We start from the raw sequence: 16,980 nt of genomic DNA, 5'->3' as shown, positions 1-16,980 counted from the left end.
TATCGTGCCTTTGCTTGTCTCCCAGCTTAGTCTGCCAGGTTTCTACTTATCCTTTCCAAATCAGAGCAGGTCTTTCTGATTAAGCGCAACTGCTCTGTTAGCAACGAAGTTTCGGAAGAATCGGCTTCTTTTAGTAAGAGAGACTCATCGTTCAAGACTGAAAAGTCAAGTCCTTCATAATTACTACCCCAATGCTCTAAAGCCCTAAGCAAATAATTCCTAGCCCGCTTGATCCTTACTACTTGGTCGTGGGAGGAAAGCACCAGGTCTTCTCTGATCAAACTAGAAGACAAAGTGGAAAAATAAGAGGTCAGGATATGGTTTAGCACCACAAACTGATGCAATTCTTGCTTGTCTTTTTGCTTACTTTTTGGCTCATCCAACATGCGCTGAAAAGCAGCAGAAAGGTTCGCCGATTGCAAGTAAATTTTTCTCCTTGCCAAACGGTAGGATATCTCGTCAAACTTTTCCTCCTCAAAGCGACTAATAATCTGGGCGAAATATTCCAAATTTGCCTTCAGCACATTTATAATCAGAGGCCTAAAGCCAATATACTCCCAGCTAGGGAGAAAATAAGTGCTGGCCAAATAGGCCAAACCGGATCCCACTAGGGTATCAATAATTCTTTCCCGGGCAATCATAAAATTGGATTCCGGATAGAGAAACCCATAAACGATGAAAATAAAAGGGGTCATAAATACCACTGCAATAATGTATCTAATCCTTAAAAAAGAATAAGCCAAAACCATAAAGACTACCAGAAAAACAAAGCGAACGGTAAAATCATCCACCAGATAAAGAATCAGAACACCCGTCACTCCTCCGATCAGCGTTCCCAAAATCCTTTCTGTATTCCGCTGTTTGGTCAGGCTAAAACCCGGCCGCAAGATCACCAAAATCGTCAAAACCACCCAATAGCTGTGATTTCCCAAGGAAAGCTGCAGAGAAATCAAAAAGCCAACCAAACAGGTAACAGCTAGCCTTACTGCATGGCGAAAAACATTGGACTCCAAACTCAGGTTGTCGAGGATTATCTTAAATGAAAAGCTTTGATGCCCCACGAATTTTGATAAGCTTTCTTCCCGAGTTTGGGAAATAAATGTCAACTTTTCCTCATAAAAATAATTATAGATATTATCCACACGGGTGCTGATGGTGCGAATATTGGAAAGGATTTTCCTCAACATCAAACATTTCACTCCTTGGCTTTCCATCTCTTCAATTTTTGACCGAAGCGCTGTCAAAATGGCTTCTTTTGGCTGCTTTTTCCGGGGCTTTTCATTATTGATCAGTGCATAGCCCAAGCGGGAAAGCTCATTCGCAATCATTTTAATTGCCTTACCAATATCTTCCAAAACTCCATGATGTCCATACAGTTGTCTTAGGGTTTTGTAGTCATAATGGGTGGACATCATTTGCTCAAAAATATCCAAGGTATCCACGAAGATCACCAAGAGCAGTTGGCCTGACTTGATAGATTCCCCTACTCTTACCCTGGTTTTGTACAACATTTCGCGAACATTGTCCTGATGCTCATTTACGGCAATCTGGGTGGTCGCCAGCTTTTGAAAATTTCTTTCAATATCTACCTGTTTTGCATAAAAATTGGCCTTTAGGTTAAGAAAAGCTGCCACCTTCAAGATACTTTCCCCCAATGCCTGCTGAGCGACCCTGTATGGCCGAATCTCCATTATGGAAAGACTTAATGCAGTATACCACAGCCCTCCTGCCAAAACCATCAAGGCATAAACCCAAAAGGCCGCTTCTGTTTTGTTGGAATCCATAGAAATGGCCATGGCCAGCAAAGCCGCCGCCCCAACCGAGGAAGCACGGACTCCATACACCGTAAACATGGCAAAGACGAAACAAAACAATGGGATTTCAATGGCCAACAACAAGGTGCTGGAATTGAGAATTCCTGTAATCAGGGCACTAAAAAAGACAAAACCACAACTGGCCAACATCCCAACCCTTCGATGTTCCGTAGGGCCTGTACTATCTGAAATACTTACCAAAAAAGCCCCTAAAGAAATACTTATTCCTGTTCTAAAGTCTCCCAAAAATGAAAACACTACTGCTGGGAGTAACACCCCAAGGGTCATCTTTACACCGTCAGTGAAATACTGACCTAAAATAAAACTCTTTAACGCTACAGGTTTTAAATATGCCATCTCAAAAATTTACAGCGTCAATTTAAAAAAGGAAGGTTAAAATATTAGTAAAGAGAGCGATTAAATCACAAATAAATCAAAGGGAGAATGAAACCATTTCACTGGCTTGTGATTTTAAAAACCTTAGAATTCTTGACCCTGACCATAATATTATACATATACATAAAAAGGTATTTTAAAGTTAAAAAAACATATTTTAACATTGATTATTTGAGATTTAGCCTTAAATTAACCAAACTATTGATTTGCGCTATTTCTAAAGTTTATTTTTTATGAACCACAGGCTCCCCTTCTTTTTCATCGTGTTTTTGATGCTATTAATGGGTGCTGTTCTAGCCGCTGCTAATAATTTTTCCTTTAGAGACATATTGCAACCATCAAGGCTTTCTGATGAATCGAGACTGGTCCCTATTGCGGATTTTGAATTTGACACTTCCATTGCCTGTAGTTACACGGATATTAACTTCACTAATCTTTCCACAGGAGACAGCTTGACTTTTGAGTGGAATTTTGGAGATGAAAACTCAGGCAACAACAACTTGACTACAGAAGAGCATCCTTCCCACAGCTTTATCGGAGATCCAGGCACTGCCACACAAACTTTCACAGTCTCACTTACCGCTACCGAGCCAGATGGAAGTCAAAATACCATTACCAAAGACATCACGCTCAATCAGGCTCCTTCCCTCGCCGTGGGAAGTGAGCAAAACGGTGTTGACTTTGATGACCTGCAGTATATTATCATTTGTGAAAACAACGATTCTGAATTTATTTTCTACAACCAATCCACTACCCAAGACTCCAATGTATCTTATGAACTGGACTGGGGCGATGGTTCCGAAAAATTTACAGGATCGGACTGGTCCGAACTTTCTCATGCCTATCCAATCGGCATTTATAGAATCACCTATTCTGTGACTGGCTCAAATGGCTGTACTGCCACAGAAGAGTACGGGATCTTTGTTGGATCCAACCCTGCAGTCGGTTTGGGTAACCCAGGCAACACAAACGTATGTGGGGGGCAAACACTTTCCTTCCCCATCACTGGAACAGAAAACAACCCTGAAGGCACCGTTTACACCGTTGATTATTCAGACGGGTCTCCTATTGAGACTTATAACCACCCCCCTCCAGCAGAGGTTACCCATACCTTTGAAGAATCTTCTTGTGGGGTAAACAGTGGTGATTTCCCCAATTCCTACTCCGTGAAGATCACCGCTTCCAACCCCTGCTCTGCTTCATCAGCAGTGGTTTCTCCAATTTACGTATCTGAAGCTCCCGATCCAGAATTCTCGGCACCAGAAGAACCGGTATGCGTGGAAAGCCCTGTACGTATCCAGAATCTTACAGAATTTGGGGGAGAGGTGAGCAATAATGGGCAGTGCGAGGATTTTGGAAAATTCGTCTGGCAAATCACTCCAGAGACAGGCTGGGAACTATCCTCTGGAAACTTAGGCAGTCAACCCAACCCCAACGCACCCAACTCATGGATGAATGGATCAGAATTGATTTATCCTATCTTCTCTGAACCTGGCACCTATACCGTCAAATTGATCACAGGCAACCGATGCGGCATTAACGAGGAAGTAAAAACCATCTGCGTTACCGCCATTCCAAATGTAACGTTTGAAGCAGACATCTTGGAAGGCTGCGGACCATTAACCGTCAATACTACCAACAATTCCATAGTGGACGAAAGCTGCGGAGATTCGACCGTTTACAATTGGACCGTAAGGTATCAAAGTGATTTTTGCGGAAATGTTGCAGACTGGGCTTTTGGAGAAAATAGCGGAGCAAATTCCTTGAACCCTATATTTAACTTTAACGGTCCTGGTCGATACACGATTACTCTAAGTACTACCACCAGTTGTGGGACATTTACCGATGAAAAAGAGGTCAGTGTTTTTGCACCACCAATTGTAAACATTGCTTCTATTGCCAATATTTGCGAGCCTTCAGAAATCAATCCTCAGGCCAGCATAGACCTCTGCGACCCAAGTGAATCGACCTACCTTTGGACAATTATTGGTGGAACACCAGCAAGCTCTACCCTAAGAGACCCTGGCTTGATTGCATTTGACACACCTGGTGAAAAGTCTGTAATTCTCGCTGTTACTTCTGGCTGTGGCGTGGTGAGGGATACTGTCAATTTTGTATATAATACGCCGCCCATCGCTGAAGCAGGTCAAGACAGCACCATTTGTAATGGGGAAACCATAACACTTATGGGAGCAGCATTGGATTCAGGAAATTATAGCTACCGATGGTTCAGCTCCGGAAATGACCCCATAAGCCCTCCCAACATTGCCAATCCTTCTGTAAGTCCAAGTGCAAACACCACCTACACCCTGATCATCACGGACAATGACACAGGCTGCAGTGCCGAGGATACGGTAAACATTACCGTAGAACCTGCACCCATTATTGAGTTTTCTTTAGGTGACCAAATAATTTGCTCAGGAGGAATTTCTGAAGCTGTGACCCTAACTTCTTCCCCCGGGACTACGTGGGAGTGGAGCGCAGATTATGGTCCTATTACAGGAGGAGCTACCTCTGGAAGTACGGAAATCCCATCTCAAACCCTTATCAACCCCACCCGCTCCCCAGTGGAAGTCACTTACACGGCCATCATTACTGCTACAGAACAAGGCTCCTGCAACGTTCAGCCTGCCATCTATACAATCACCGTTAACCCTAGCCTGGAATACAGTAATGATACAATCTCGGTTTGTAATGGGGAACCTTTTAACTTTGTACCCGAAGAGCAAATTTCAGGCACTACCTATACTTGGACAATATTGGGAGGAGACAATATTTCCGGGTCTTCCAACCAATCAAATCCTTCGCCTTCTATCGGACAGACTTTGATCAATTCAGGCAACACTTCTGAAAGTGTCAATTACTTGATCATTCCGGAATTGGATGGTTGTACAGGTCCATCCTTCCAATTAACTGTAGAAGTCATTCCTTCAGCAGTGATCACTTTTGACTCTTCTCCTACCCAAATAATCTGCTCTGGTGAACAAACCCAAGCTATCAATATTTCCAGTAACATAGATGACGCCACCTTCACTTGGACCGCTGAGGCCAATGGCTTGGATGGATTAGTACTATCTGGAGAAAGCAATACTATCCCGGCTCAGCAGATAATTAACCCGACCGGAATTCCTGTCGAAATAATCTACACCGTTAGCAGCTCAGCTGAGTCTCAAGGTGATTGTTCAGGAAACACTGCATCCTATTCCATCACAGTAAATCCTCCTATCACACTAGCTGAGCAGATTTCAGACTTTAGCGGTTACCCTATCTCCTGTGTTGGAGCAGCAGACGGAGCCATCCAAATCAATCCATTTGGAGGAAATGGCACATACACCTTTGACTGGACAGGGCCTAACAGCTTCACTTCTTCTGATGCTAACATTGATGGTCTAGTGGCCGGAACCTATAACTTAACCGTAAGAGATGGTTCAAGCTGTGCAATCACCACCGAATATATTTTGGAAGAACCTCCCGGAGTAAATATCAGCTTATCAGAAGCCATTCAAATACTTTGTGCAGGCGAAGCCTCCGGCGCGATCAACATCGACATCAGTGGGGGAAACACCAATATCCCCTATACCTATGAGTGGCAAAAAGACGGACAACTTTTCGATGCGGTCACCCAAAATCTAAGCAATATTCCAGCTGGAGAATATTTTCTGACCGTCTTTAATGGCGCTAACTGTCCTGCCAGACTTGGACCAATCAATATCACAGAACCTGCTGCCACTTTAGAAATTGTCTATACCAAAGAAGATATCAGTTGTTATGGAGCCAATGATGGAAGTTTGGCTCTCGACATCCAGGGAGGAGTAGCTCCTTATCAAATATCCTGGAATTTTGGTTCTGATGAACTGGCCTTTGAAAACCTTGGCCCTGGGACTTATACTGCTACGGTGACAGATCAAGTAGGATGTACAAAAATCGAAGAGATCACGATTTTGGACGCTGACTTATTTCAGATCAACCCAGAAGTGCAATCTATTTCATGTTTTGGACAGCAAGATGGAAGCATTAACCTCAATTTGGAGCAAGATGGCCAAAGTTATACCATCAGATGGGATCATGGATCAGAACTTGAAAATCAATTTAACCTCTCAGCGGGCAGTTATGGTGTCACTTTAGAGTTGGAAGACGGCTGCCAGATCAGGCAAGAATTCAATATTCTTGAACCCGCCCCCCTCGTTATGGAGTCCCAAGTCATAGATGCTACTGATTGTGACAATCCGCAAAGTGGAAGTATAAGCATTGGCATTTCCGGAGGAACACCTCCCTATAACTTTAGCTGGGACCATGGCGCAACTGATCAAGAAATCATAAATATTCCCGCAGGACAATATCAAGCTACGGTCACTGATGCTGCTGGCTGCAGCTATGCGCAACAATTTGAGGTCAAAAGACCACCAGCTATCTCAGTAATTGATAGAAGATCCACTGAAATATCCTGCGAGCAAAGTCAAGTAACTGAAGAAATAGAACTCTTTGTTACAGGAGGAATACCTCCCTATTCGATCAATTGGTCTGCTGGGGAAGTGAGCAATAATGGTCTTTTGATGCGTACGAATCAATCCGGGCTATTCTCTGTAGAAATTGTCGACGGCAACGGATGCTTCTACACAGAATCCTTCACCATAGAAAATCCCCCAACAGTGATCGATGCTGAAGCCAACTCAGACAGTTTTGCGGAGTTCAATTCCCACTTGGTGAATTTTGATGTTTCATTTCAAAACCTCTCTTCTGGAAATATTGCTTCGGTCTTTTGGGACTTTGGGGATGGCAATTCCAGCGGAGAGCAAAATCCCACCCATCAATACAGCAGCCCAGGAACCTACACCACGACGTTAAATATCGTAGATGTTTATGGATGTACTTCCACGAAACAACTCACACTAGAAGTTAGCGATCATTTTATTGCTGTACCCAATGCTTTCACTCCCAATAGCGATGGCATCAATGATCATTTCTTCCCCAAATTCACACTGGTTAAATCACTGGAATTCTGGATTTATAATAAATGGGGAGAAACCATCTTTTTTACGGATGATCTTAATTCAGAAGGGTGGGACGGTACTATAAACGGTGTTCCTGCTCAGCCGGGCAACTATGTCTACAAACTCAACTACAGTACAATGGATAGCAGGCAAAAGTCTGTTACTGATGTCTTTTTACTCCTAAAATAATGAAAAAAGCACTTCTGACCATATGGATTACTTTTATACTGCTTAGCACCGGCTTAGCTCAGGATTTTCAATATTCTCAGTTTTATGCCGCACCACTGTACCTCAATCCTGCCATGACCGGAGCCACAGAATTATCCCGAGCAGGAGCCAACTATCGCAAACAATGGCCTGGACTTTCCAATGATTTCACCGCGTATTCTGCTTACTTCGACCATTACAGTTATGACCTTAAAAGCGGCTTTGGGGTAGCCATCAACAGCTTCCAAGAGTCCAATATGAAAATCAAAACCAGCGACATTTCCTTTTTTTATTCCTACAAACTACAACTGGCCGAGGATTGGGTCTTTCGTTTTGGTGGACAAGCCGCAATCGTTCAGCGAAGTGCTGTACTAGACAACCTTGTTTTTGGTGACCAAATTGACATCTTTGCCCAGAACATCAATCCGGTCACATTGGATGATGTTCCAGACTTTGAACCTTATAATTACCTTGACCTTTCATTTGGAGCCTTGGTGCATAATGAATATTTCTTTTTGGGAGCCGCAGCCCACCATATCAATCAACCTGGTTTAAGCTTCTATCCCGATGAATCTTTGGGCACACTTCCTGTTAAATGGGGAGGCCATGGAGGGATCAATTTTCCTTTGGGAGCAAATGATTATTTCGGTTCCAAATTTGATAATCAGGCTACTGTTATGGCCAGCTACAAGCAACAGGGTCCCTTTAAGCAATTGGACATCGGCACCCAATTACTCTATGGATCCGTTATTGGAGGACTGAGCTACCGCGGAATCCCAGGGACCCGAGGAAATGCCAATCATGATTCTTTAATATTTCTACTGGGAACCAAACTGGAATCGGGTATTGTGATCGGCTACAGCTATGATTTTATGCTGTCCAATATTGGGAGTCAGACCAAAGGTGCCCATGAAATATCCCTGCGCTATCTATTCCTTTGGGGCAACCCCAGGGACAGAAATAGAAGGTCCAGAATCAACGATTGTTTTTATTATATGATGTAAAAGTCAATTTGGATTCAATGTCCCAATTTTAACTTTTCACATTTTAGGTTAACTTTGAATAGAACCTCAGACACTATGAAAGTTACCAAACTCTCCTACTTTATACTTATATGCAGTAGCTTGTTACTAGCTAGCTGTAGTTGTAATCCTGAGAAAATCTTTGAAATGATAGCCAATTCAAGCATGTTTAAAGGGCAAGGGGAGGTGATGGCCATTGGCGGATTTTCCAGGATTGAGTCCCATTTCCAAAAGGACTTCAGCAACGACAGCAGTAGAATAGAGCTAAAGCTATTTGATGGCAAACTTCCTGAACTTTATGAGAATGAGGCCAACATTGCCAGAAAATGTGCAAAAACATACATCGAGGCTTCCGAAAGTGAAGATTACTATGAGATAGAAGTGTTCATCATCAAGACCGATGAGCAAATACCATCCCAAACCATCTACCAAAGTAATTACACATTCGAGGTGGCGAGTCTTGTTGATAAATAATAGACTCACAGATTAAAATACAGCCTTAAGGTTTAATCTATTATTTTACCATTAACAACCGAAATATGAATTATAATGCTCCCCAATCCAACTACCAGCCCCCAATTTCAGTAGGAGACTGGATCATCACCCTGATAGTCACCAGCATCCCATTTATTGGTTTTATCATGCTTATTGTCTGGGCAGTGGACAAAAACACACCTGAAAGCAAAGCCAATTATGCCAAAGCGGCTTTAATTGTTTATGCTATCGCTGTAGTGCTTACTTTCCTGTTTATAAGTTTGGTTGGGTTCAGCTTCTTTTCAAGCGGACACAGGGCCAGTGATTTCGGTTTTTCATAAAAATATTGAACAAGTTAATTCATGAACATCAAAGCAATATGTACCGATATTGACGGTACTTTATTGAACAAAAACAGAGAAATCTCTGAAAGAACCATCAAAGCCATAAAACGGCTTCCTGAGGATTTTCCGGTCATATTGGCCTCTTCTAGAATGCCCAGTGCCATGAGACATTTACAAGCTACCATGGATAGGCTCAAAAACCCCATGATTTGTTATAATGGAGGATATGTGATCCATTTCAATGGCGCAGAGGATCATTTCGAGTTATTGGATACGGTCAAAATCCCATTGGATATTTGCCATCATATTGCTGATTTGGCTGCTGGAACAGACATCCATGTCAGTGTCTATCATGAAGATGAATGGTATGCCCCCCAAGAAGATTTTTGGACTGACCGAGAAATCACCAGCACAAAAGTTAAACCCTTGATTCGCCCTTGGCAAGAAGTTCATGATGACTGGAACAGCAGAAAGGCCGGCGCCCATAAAGTCATGTGCATGGGGCCAGCTGAGCAAATAGATCAAATCTTTAAAGTTTTGGAACTTGAAAAAAATGAAGATCTCCATCTATATAGATCAAAAGACACTTATATCGAAATTGCTCCTAAAGCAATCTCTAAGGCCAGTGCCCTTGCATTACTTCTTAACCATAAATACAGCATTAAAATGTCAGAAGTAATGGCCTTTGGTGACAATTACAATGACATAGAAATGCTGGATGCAGTGGGACATGGAGTGGCTGTGGCCAATGCCCGGGAAGAAGTCAAATCAGTAGCCAATGAAATCACAGCCAAAAACACCGAAGATGGTGTGGCACTAATGATCGAAAAATATTTACTTTGATCATCTTCTAGCAAGCGTTTAAAAAAGTAAAAGGCCATTACATTATTTACTGTGATGGCCTTTTACTTTTTTAAGATGTTTTCTTGGTGATAAAAATTCTTAAACAGGCACCATTAAAAACATCTATCCAAAATCAAAACTCAGGAAGTCATTAAAGCCTCCTTTTTCACTACTGGCTTCTTTCTTCTCGGCTTTTTCTTCATTTTATTAATCCAAATTAAGGTACCTGTAACCGGCAAGCTTGTTGCGATCAAGCATGAAATAAAGTAAAGTAGCTTTGTAAACCCTCCATAAACTGAACCGATATGTAGTGCTTTAATTGATCTAGCCACTCTTTGGTTAAAGGGTTGGTCGGAAAAAATCTGAACATCGGTTACCTCTGCGGTCTTAGGATCCAGACTTACCTTATCTCCAGCAGCTGGTGCAAAGAAACCTACTTTACTTTTGGAGACATCTATTTTACTTTTTGCATCTTGTGGAATACTGATCCGATAATCTCCTTTATACGGAAGGCTTTTATCCGCCGCGAGGATATACTCTTCAAATGCCAAAAAGGAAGGGGATTCTACCTGTTTTTCATCAGATTTATCTTCTCTATTAGGTTGAGTAGGGCGACCATGGCCAGCACCACCACCTCTTGATGAAGGAGCCTGATAAGTTCCCAAAGCCTTTTGAAGCCCTGTACGGTACCATGGGAAAGACCATTGTGGGCCCGTCAAGCCCATCACCAACAGAAATAAAAAGGAATAAAAAGCCAATGTATTATGCAAATCATGGTTGGCTCTTTTCCAGCTACCATTTAGCTTTAACTTCAAGCCCTGCTTCCAGCTTTTTAGCTTTTGGGGAAACCAAATTACTATTCCGGTGATCAAGCCTATGGTAAACAAAATGGTCGCTGTTCCTGAAATATAACTTCCCAATTTCCTATTTTCCAAGCCCTCAAAAAGTGGTTCTTCAATTTTGTCCAACAACAACCATCGGTGCAGGCTGAACATATCCCGCATAAATCCAGCTATAGAATTTTTCTCGCTTGAATTCCCTACAATTTCCCCATTGTACGGGTTAATGTAATAAGTTGTACCAAACCGGCTTCGACTCCCTTCTTCCTTAACAGAAAACTCATAGGTTCTTGCTTCATCATGAGGAATGGAAACCCCTGTAATGTTTCCTTCCACCTTGCTGGATAATTTGGTCAGCATTTCTTCAATGGCCAACTTACTTTGTCCCTCCTCCTTTTCGACCCAATGAAGATGAGAACTGAACATTTCTTGCAGTTCTGTATTGTAAACATAAATAGTTCCTGATAAACAAATTGGAATGAGCACTAAAGCTCCAGCCAGGCCTACCCAGAGGTGGATATCATTAAAGAACTTCCTGACCTTTTGCCAATTTGTCTTTTTCTTTTTCGTTTTCATCTTATTGAACTTAGTTATGGTTTGAGAACAGGATCAATTGTTTCAGTTGGAACAAGAAATTACTAAGTCAGCAATTTCATTTATTTGATTTCTTAAAAGCAATCCTTTATGAAGATCACCTTTGAACCCATAAGGCCCCTGCACCAACAATTGATGGCGCAGGGGCTTATAGAAAGGTGTTTTTTTATTTAGAATGCGCCGATAAAATGGTTTCCTGGCTGGTTGACCAATTTAGCACCTACAGACACCTCGTCAGTTTGGCTGTGAAGCACATAGATATTTCCATCTTTACCTAATGGAGAAACCGTAACTAAAAGGTCATCTCCATTTACAAGGAAACCTTGGTATTGGTTAAACCTTACATCGGCATCATTAGGAATACCATCCACGATAGACGCTGTTTGTTGGTTAAGATTTAACCTAACAATATAGCCTTGATCGGATTCACCATGACGAATCAACGCATAACCGATTCCATTCCTTACATATTTCCATGTATCCACATACACATCAGTTAGTCCAAGTTCCTCATCTAGACTAATAGAGAAAGAATTATCATATTCATTGCTAGGAGTAATTCTTAAGATATGAGAACCATTGGTGTCTCTATTGGTAGATTGATAAATGTATCCGTCTTCTGCTAATTGGTTAACGTTACTTCTGTATCCAGAGCAGTCTCCATTGGCTTGTGTAGAAGTGATGATTGTTGGATTTTCTAATGAAGGGTAATCAACCACGACAGTCTTTGTACCCAATCGTTCCCACTCACCTTCTCTATCGCCCGTAGCCGGGTCATATTTACGCATCCAAGTACCGATCAACAATTTATCACCTGCTTGGTTGAGCACAGGTGCATCCAACCTGAAAATACAGTGACCTGCTAGCTCTTCTTCTGCTGTCAACGGGATCTCATACTGCTTGTAATCCTGAATTAATGTATTCTGTAAATCCAAATCCAATATGGTAGCTACCCCTCTATGGTATTGATAGGGGACAGTTTCATTGTCTGCATTGTTTGCAGTGATATTAGCCACATTTACAGCTATCCCGTTTTGGTCACCATTATATAATTTACTCCATCTTGGAGCAGTCCCTGCATACTGAGAGATATTGACAGTCACATCTTCCTGCACATAGCTGCTTCCACCTTCAACAGCAAACTTGGAATATTCACCACCATTTTCACCCGCATAAGCAATATTGAACAAGGTATTTCCATCTTCAGAAACCTGCAGTCTTGCGGTACGGTTTGATTTTACTGGAGCACCATTGTCAAAAACATTAATTTCTGTTTCTGGATTAATGGCATCCTCATAGCTTACTGCGTAAATCTGGGTTCCACCATTTCCATCACCAGGATTTTCGCCCATAACCGCCCCTGCTATGGTTACCCAACGACCTTCTTCTACTTCGGTATCAGGAGTAATATCTTCTTCACTATTACAGCTGATCGCCGACAATGTAACTGCCACAAGTCCGAACTGCAAAAAACTTGATTTTAAACTGCTTGTACTGAACATTTTATTCGTTTTTATTTATTTAAAAATTATTTATTGTATAGTTGATTTTGAGATAAAAGGCCCTTCCTGGCTTTTGTACTGCAAAGTTGTCATACACCTGCTTATCAAATATATTTCTCAAGTCTGCGCTAATGGCAAGTCTTTGATTAGGAAGGATATAGGTTGTACCAAAATCATGAACGTACTGACGAGGTGTTCTGAAGTCCTCAATTTCCAACCAGGTAGTGTAAAAGCTTTCCACAAAACTGAAATAATGGGAAAGTCTTAGTGTAGATCCATTTTGAAAAAGATCTCTGACAGTATATTCTAAAGAGCTGTTTACCGTAAAATAAGGGTCATTGGGAATCTGCTGATTATAGTTCTTATAAACATTCCCATTCGGATCATATTTTGTGTTAAATACAGAATTGAATTTGGAGAAATTCACTGATGCCTGTAGCTTTTTTCTAAAAGAGTAGTTTACCTGCCCCTCAAAGCCAATGGCTTTGGTTTTGCCTAAGTTCACAAAGGGAGCTGTCTGTACCGCATCGTTAATCCTGTCATTGATCTCGCGTGTAATCTTATCCTTGGTATCCCTTATAAATCCTGTACCAGAGAATGAAATCTCATGCTTATTGATTATAAAATCACCTAGCTTAAACCCTAAGTTGAAATTATTGCTGATCTCAGGCCTGATACTTATATTCTCCACGATATTTTCCCCAGGACTACCAAAGATTTCTCCCTCTGAAGGCATTCTTACTGCCTTTTCACCAGATGTCAGTATCAGCAGCTTCTTGGACAACTTAAAAGAATAAGCCATACCATAGCCAGTTGTATTTCTCTTACTGGACACCCTATCCTCTACCCTTTCACCCTCTTCCAGCAGTGGATCCATCCGGTCAATATCCTGCACATAGTATTTACCAAAGATATTTCCTTTAAGTCTTGATTGGATCAAATTGAATTCGTACCCCACTGAGGTAATGTATTTCTGGAGGTCCCTTGTACCCACAAACTCTCGTTCAAGCGCACTCCGCATCATGTCCTGATCGTTTCTATCAATATTAAAGTAAGATTGAGAAAGGATCACCTTATGATTTTTAGTAATACTATAGTCTGCAGTTGCCCTGAAAGTACTTACATTTCTGTCGATGTGGTTAATGGTGGGAGCTCCTTGCTGTGCGCCCTGTGGTCTCAAAATTGGTTCCCCATATTTCCCAAGGCTCATCTCACCAAACCAATTGTAATTCCATCTTACCGTATCCGTCACAACTTGCGACCTCTTGCTGAAAGAACCATTGAAATTAAGGTTAAGCCCTCTAGTTAATAGGTTCTCTTTTGAGTAATTAAGTCCAAAGACATTTGATTGGGAAGTGGAAAAGCGACCTTTATATGGAATAGACATATAGGCCCCATGTTGGATTTCATTATAATCATCAGAACCTGTGTAGCTGATAAAAAACTGATCGGCCCATTTCACATTAGAAAAACCGAAATCAATTTTCCCTCCTACTGACCTATAACTGTCGTTATACCTCTTGGCCCTGACATAATCATACCTTCCATTAGGTAAAATATTTCTTACAAACTTCCCCCACACCTCGTAGTCATTATCAGAGTAGTTATAAAAGCCTGATACTTTTGTGGTAAATCCAGATTTCTCATCCCGAAAAACTGCATTGAGGCTATTTTGAAAAGTATTGAAAGAGCCATAGGAAACGGATGCAGATAGGTGGTTGGACATACCCTTTTTGAGGATTACATTAATCGCTCCTCCAAGCGCATCATCTGCAAGATGGGCAGGAATGACGCCTTTGTATATTTCAATTCGATCGATCAAAGCTGGAGGAATACTGTTCAGACTGAACGATGGCCCATACGTGGAAATAGGAAGCCCATCTATAAAAATACGGACAGAACCACCTGTCATACCGTTAAGATTGTACTCTACCCGTGAGCCTAATCCTCCATTTTGCCTTACACGAACTCCTGCTGTTCTATTGAGCAGATCGTTGGTCTGAACTGATTGCAGGGCAGCCTTTTCAGTCTCTATTACTTCTACAGCAAAGCCTTGCGTTTCAATCTCACTCTTAACCGACTGTCCTACGACCACGACTCCATCCAGGTCTGTAGTTGATTCAACCAATGAGAAATCAAGGAGAACCACTTCTCCTGCTTTCTTCACAAACAATTTCTTTGAATGGCCTTCATACCCCATGCAAGAGAGGTGAAGTTCAAATTCCCCTTGAGGCACATCGAGGATCTGGTACGTTCCATCAAGGGAGGTGATTGTGCTCAAAGTACTTCCTTTGATCTGGACAATAACGCCAGGTATTGGTTCAGACTTGGCATCAAGAACCTTTCCTTTCACGGTGGCTGCATAAATGCTTTGAATACCCAATACCAATCCGCTTAGAATAAGAAGTATGGTTAAACCGTATGGTTTTCTTAATAAAAGTAAAGGATTTGCCATTCTAATCGTTTTAGCACCAATTAACTCAAATGAAAATTCATATTTCATTTTCTAGTTTCTCTCCAGAAAATAGGAAACAATGCTATTTTATTAACTTTATTTAGACTTAATCTAACAGAATGCAAAAATATAACGAAACATTTTTCGATGCAACGTTTATTTAGATTTATTTTTAATAAGGATTTCCTGAAGGTTCTATTTGATAAAAATGGTATTTAAAAATTCTCTATTAGGCCAATAATCATTAATTGTGGTACAATGCTCTAAAATCAAGAAAAAACCTTCACTCAATTATATAAACCAATAAAAGGTTGAGATCCTTGTTAATTTAAAAATTCAGCTTCATTAAGAGAAGCGGAAGAGAGTTTATAGCGCAGTCAATTCCCTCCACAATAAAACAGCACCTGTTGACACATCAATTCCTATACGCTACATTTTAAGTAGTTCCTACCACACTCTGCTAGCTATAGCACAGTTCGGAATTTCTTTCTAAAGATCATTGATCACAATATCCCTTCACCACCTTCAGCATCCTCCACTGCTCTTGCTAAAAAAGCATTAAAGGAGTCCATCTTTCGATAGGCATTTATACAAATATTCACCAAGTCATCAGAAAGTACTTCATGATCGGAAATAGGAGTCGAAACAACAAAGCTCTTTAGGCGTAGTAAATCCAAGTAAGGGTGATCTGTAGGATAGTCACGAGGAGATGTCTTAAGCCTCTCTCCCCTAATTTCTCCAAAAGTCTTTTGAAATGATTGTTCAGCAATGATTTTTTCCAATTCTGCGCCGGAATAATCTATTTCCTGCCTGATTTTCTTAAGCACCCCTGAGGAAGGCATCCATATTCCTCCGGCCAAAAAACATTCACCAGGCTGAACATGTAAATAATAACCTGGCCCATCAGACTTTTTTCCTCCTACTGCAAAATAAGCCCCCATATTGTTCTTATAAGGGTTCTTATTGGCACTAAATCGAATATCTCTGTTTTGCCTAAAAATACATTCTTTGGGTTTAAGTAATGACAGCCTTGAATCGGTTTTGGAGAGCTCTGTCAGCAGAGCTGCCACAGTCTCCAAGAAGCCTGCTTTTACATCTAAGTACCAATCCCTATTCGCATCCATCCACTCCTTACTGTTGTTCTCTGCCAATGAACTCAGAAATTCTAATGTGTCCTTTTTCATAGTAGAAAATATTTGATCTGATGACTGATAATAAAAGTAAGGTTTATTTTCCTGCATTGATTATCTATTGCCCCTTATTTTACTTTCAAACCCTCGCTAGTCAGTGATTATGCCAAGATAGAAAAACCTACACTTAGGTTTCTTTACATGACACACACCTCGCCACTACGTAATAATTAAAAAATTACGTAAATATTTTTACGTAATTTTACTTATTTTAAAAATTATTATTTACCTTAGCCCTTGTTATTATTTCCTTAAAGCTCTAGACTGATAATATTTCCATCATCGAAAGTAAACCTAGAGCAGTAAAAT

Annotated in this window: 10 protein-coding genes; 5 read left to right on the top strand and 5 right to left on the bottom strand. The window is 41.1% G+C overall.

Going from position 1 to position 16,980, the window contains the following annotated elements; genetic code table 11:
- Positions 1-26: 26 nt before the first annotated feature.
- Positions 27-2,171, bottom strand: coding sequence for an FUSC family membrane protein (locus tag JL001_RS09530; protein WP_200975868.1), 2,145 nt, complete (start codon positions 2,169-2,171; stop codon positions 27-29).
- Positions 2,172-2,443: 272 nt separating this feature from the next.
- Between JL001_RS09530 and JL001_RS09525 the strand changes: the two genes are divergently transcribed.
- The 5 genes from JL001_RS09525 (at position 2,444) to JL001_RS09505 (ending at position 10,091) form a co-directional block, all read left to right on the top strand.
- Positions 2,444-7,390 (top strand): PKD domain-containing protein, encoded by a 4,947-nt coding sequence (locus JL001_RS09525; protein ID WP_200975867.1) that lies wholly within the window; start codon positions 2,444-2,446, stop codon positions 7,388-7,390.
- Positions 7,390-8,412 carry a PorP/SprF family type IX secretion system membrane protein gene (locus JL001_RS09520; RefSeq protein ID WP_200975866.1) on the top strand — a complete coding sequence of 341 codons (1,023 nt, stop codon included), beginning with the start codon at positions 7,390-7,392 and terminating at the stop codon, positions 8,410-8,412. The genes JL001_RS09525 and JL001_RS09520 overlap by 1 nt, the downstream gene beginning before the upstream one ends.
- Positions 8,413-8,595: 183 nt before the next feature.
- Positions 8,596-8,904 carry a hypothetical protein gene (locus JL001_RS09515; protein ID WP_236252761.1) on the top strand — a complete coding sequence of 103 codons (309 nt, stop codon included), beginning with the start codon at positions 8,596-8,598 and terminating at the stop codon, positions 8,902-8,904.
- Positions 8,905-8,969: 65 nt separating this feature from the next.
- A complete protein-coding gene (locus JL001_RS09510; protein ID WP_200975864.1) occupies positions 8,970-9,245 on the top strand; it encodes a hypothetical protein in 276 nt (91 codons plus the stop codon).
- 21 nt (positions 9,246-9,266) lie between these two features.
- Positions 9,267-10,091 carry a Cof-type HAD-IIB family hydrolase gene (locus tag JL001_RS09505; RefSeq protein ID WP_200975863.1) on the top strand — a complete coding sequence of 275 codons (825 nt, stop codon included), beginning with the start codon at positions 9,267-9,269 and terminating at the stop codon, positions 10,089-10,091.
- Between the two features lie 140 nt (positions 10,092-10,231).
- On the opposite strand, the gene JL001_RS09500 is transcribed toward JL001_RS09505, so the two are convergent.
- The 4 genes from JL001_RS09500 to JL001_RS09485 all read right to left on the bottom strand — a co-directional run bounded on the left by JL001_RS09500 (position 10,232) and on the right by JL001_RS09485 (position 16,665).
- Positions 10,232-11,506 (bottom strand): PepSY domain-containing protein, encoded by a 1,275-nt coding sequence (locus JL001_RS09500; RefSeq protein ID WP_200975862.1) that lies wholly within the window; start codon positions 11,504-11,506, stop codon positions 10,232-10,234.
- A 188-nt stretch (positions 11,507-11,694) separates the two neighbouring features.
- Positions 11,695-12,993, bottom strand: coding sequence for a hypothetical protein (locus JL001_RS09495; protein WP_236252760.1), 1,299 nt, complete (start codon positions 12,991-12,993; stop codon positions 11,695-11,697).
- Positions 12,994-13,045: 52 nt separating this feature from the next.
- Positions 13,046-15,481: a TonB-dependent receptor gene (locus tag JL001_RS09490; RefSeq protein WP_200975860.1), complete on the bottom strand. Its 2,436-nt coding sequence runs from the start codon at positions 15,479-15,481 to the stop codon at positions 13,046-13,048.
- A gap of 503 nt (positions 15,482-15,984) precedes the next feature.
- Positions 15,985-16,665 carry a DUF2461 domain-containing protein gene (locus tag JL001_RS09485; protein ID WP_200975859.1) on the bottom strand — a complete coding sequence of 227 codons (681 nt, stop codon included), beginning with the start codon at positions 16,663-16,665 and terminating at the stop codon, positions 15,985-15,987.
- Positions 16,666-16,980: the final 315 nt, after the last annotated feature.

The sequence above is a fragment of the Echinicola sp. 20G genome (assembly GCF_015533855.1).
In the GTDB taxonomy this organism is placed as follows: domain Bacteria; phylum Bacteroidota; class Bacteroidia; order Cytophagales; family Cyclobacteriaceae; genus Echinicola.
Note: the sequence above shows the minus strand (reverse complement) of the source record. Positions and strands in the feature narration are given on the sequence as shown.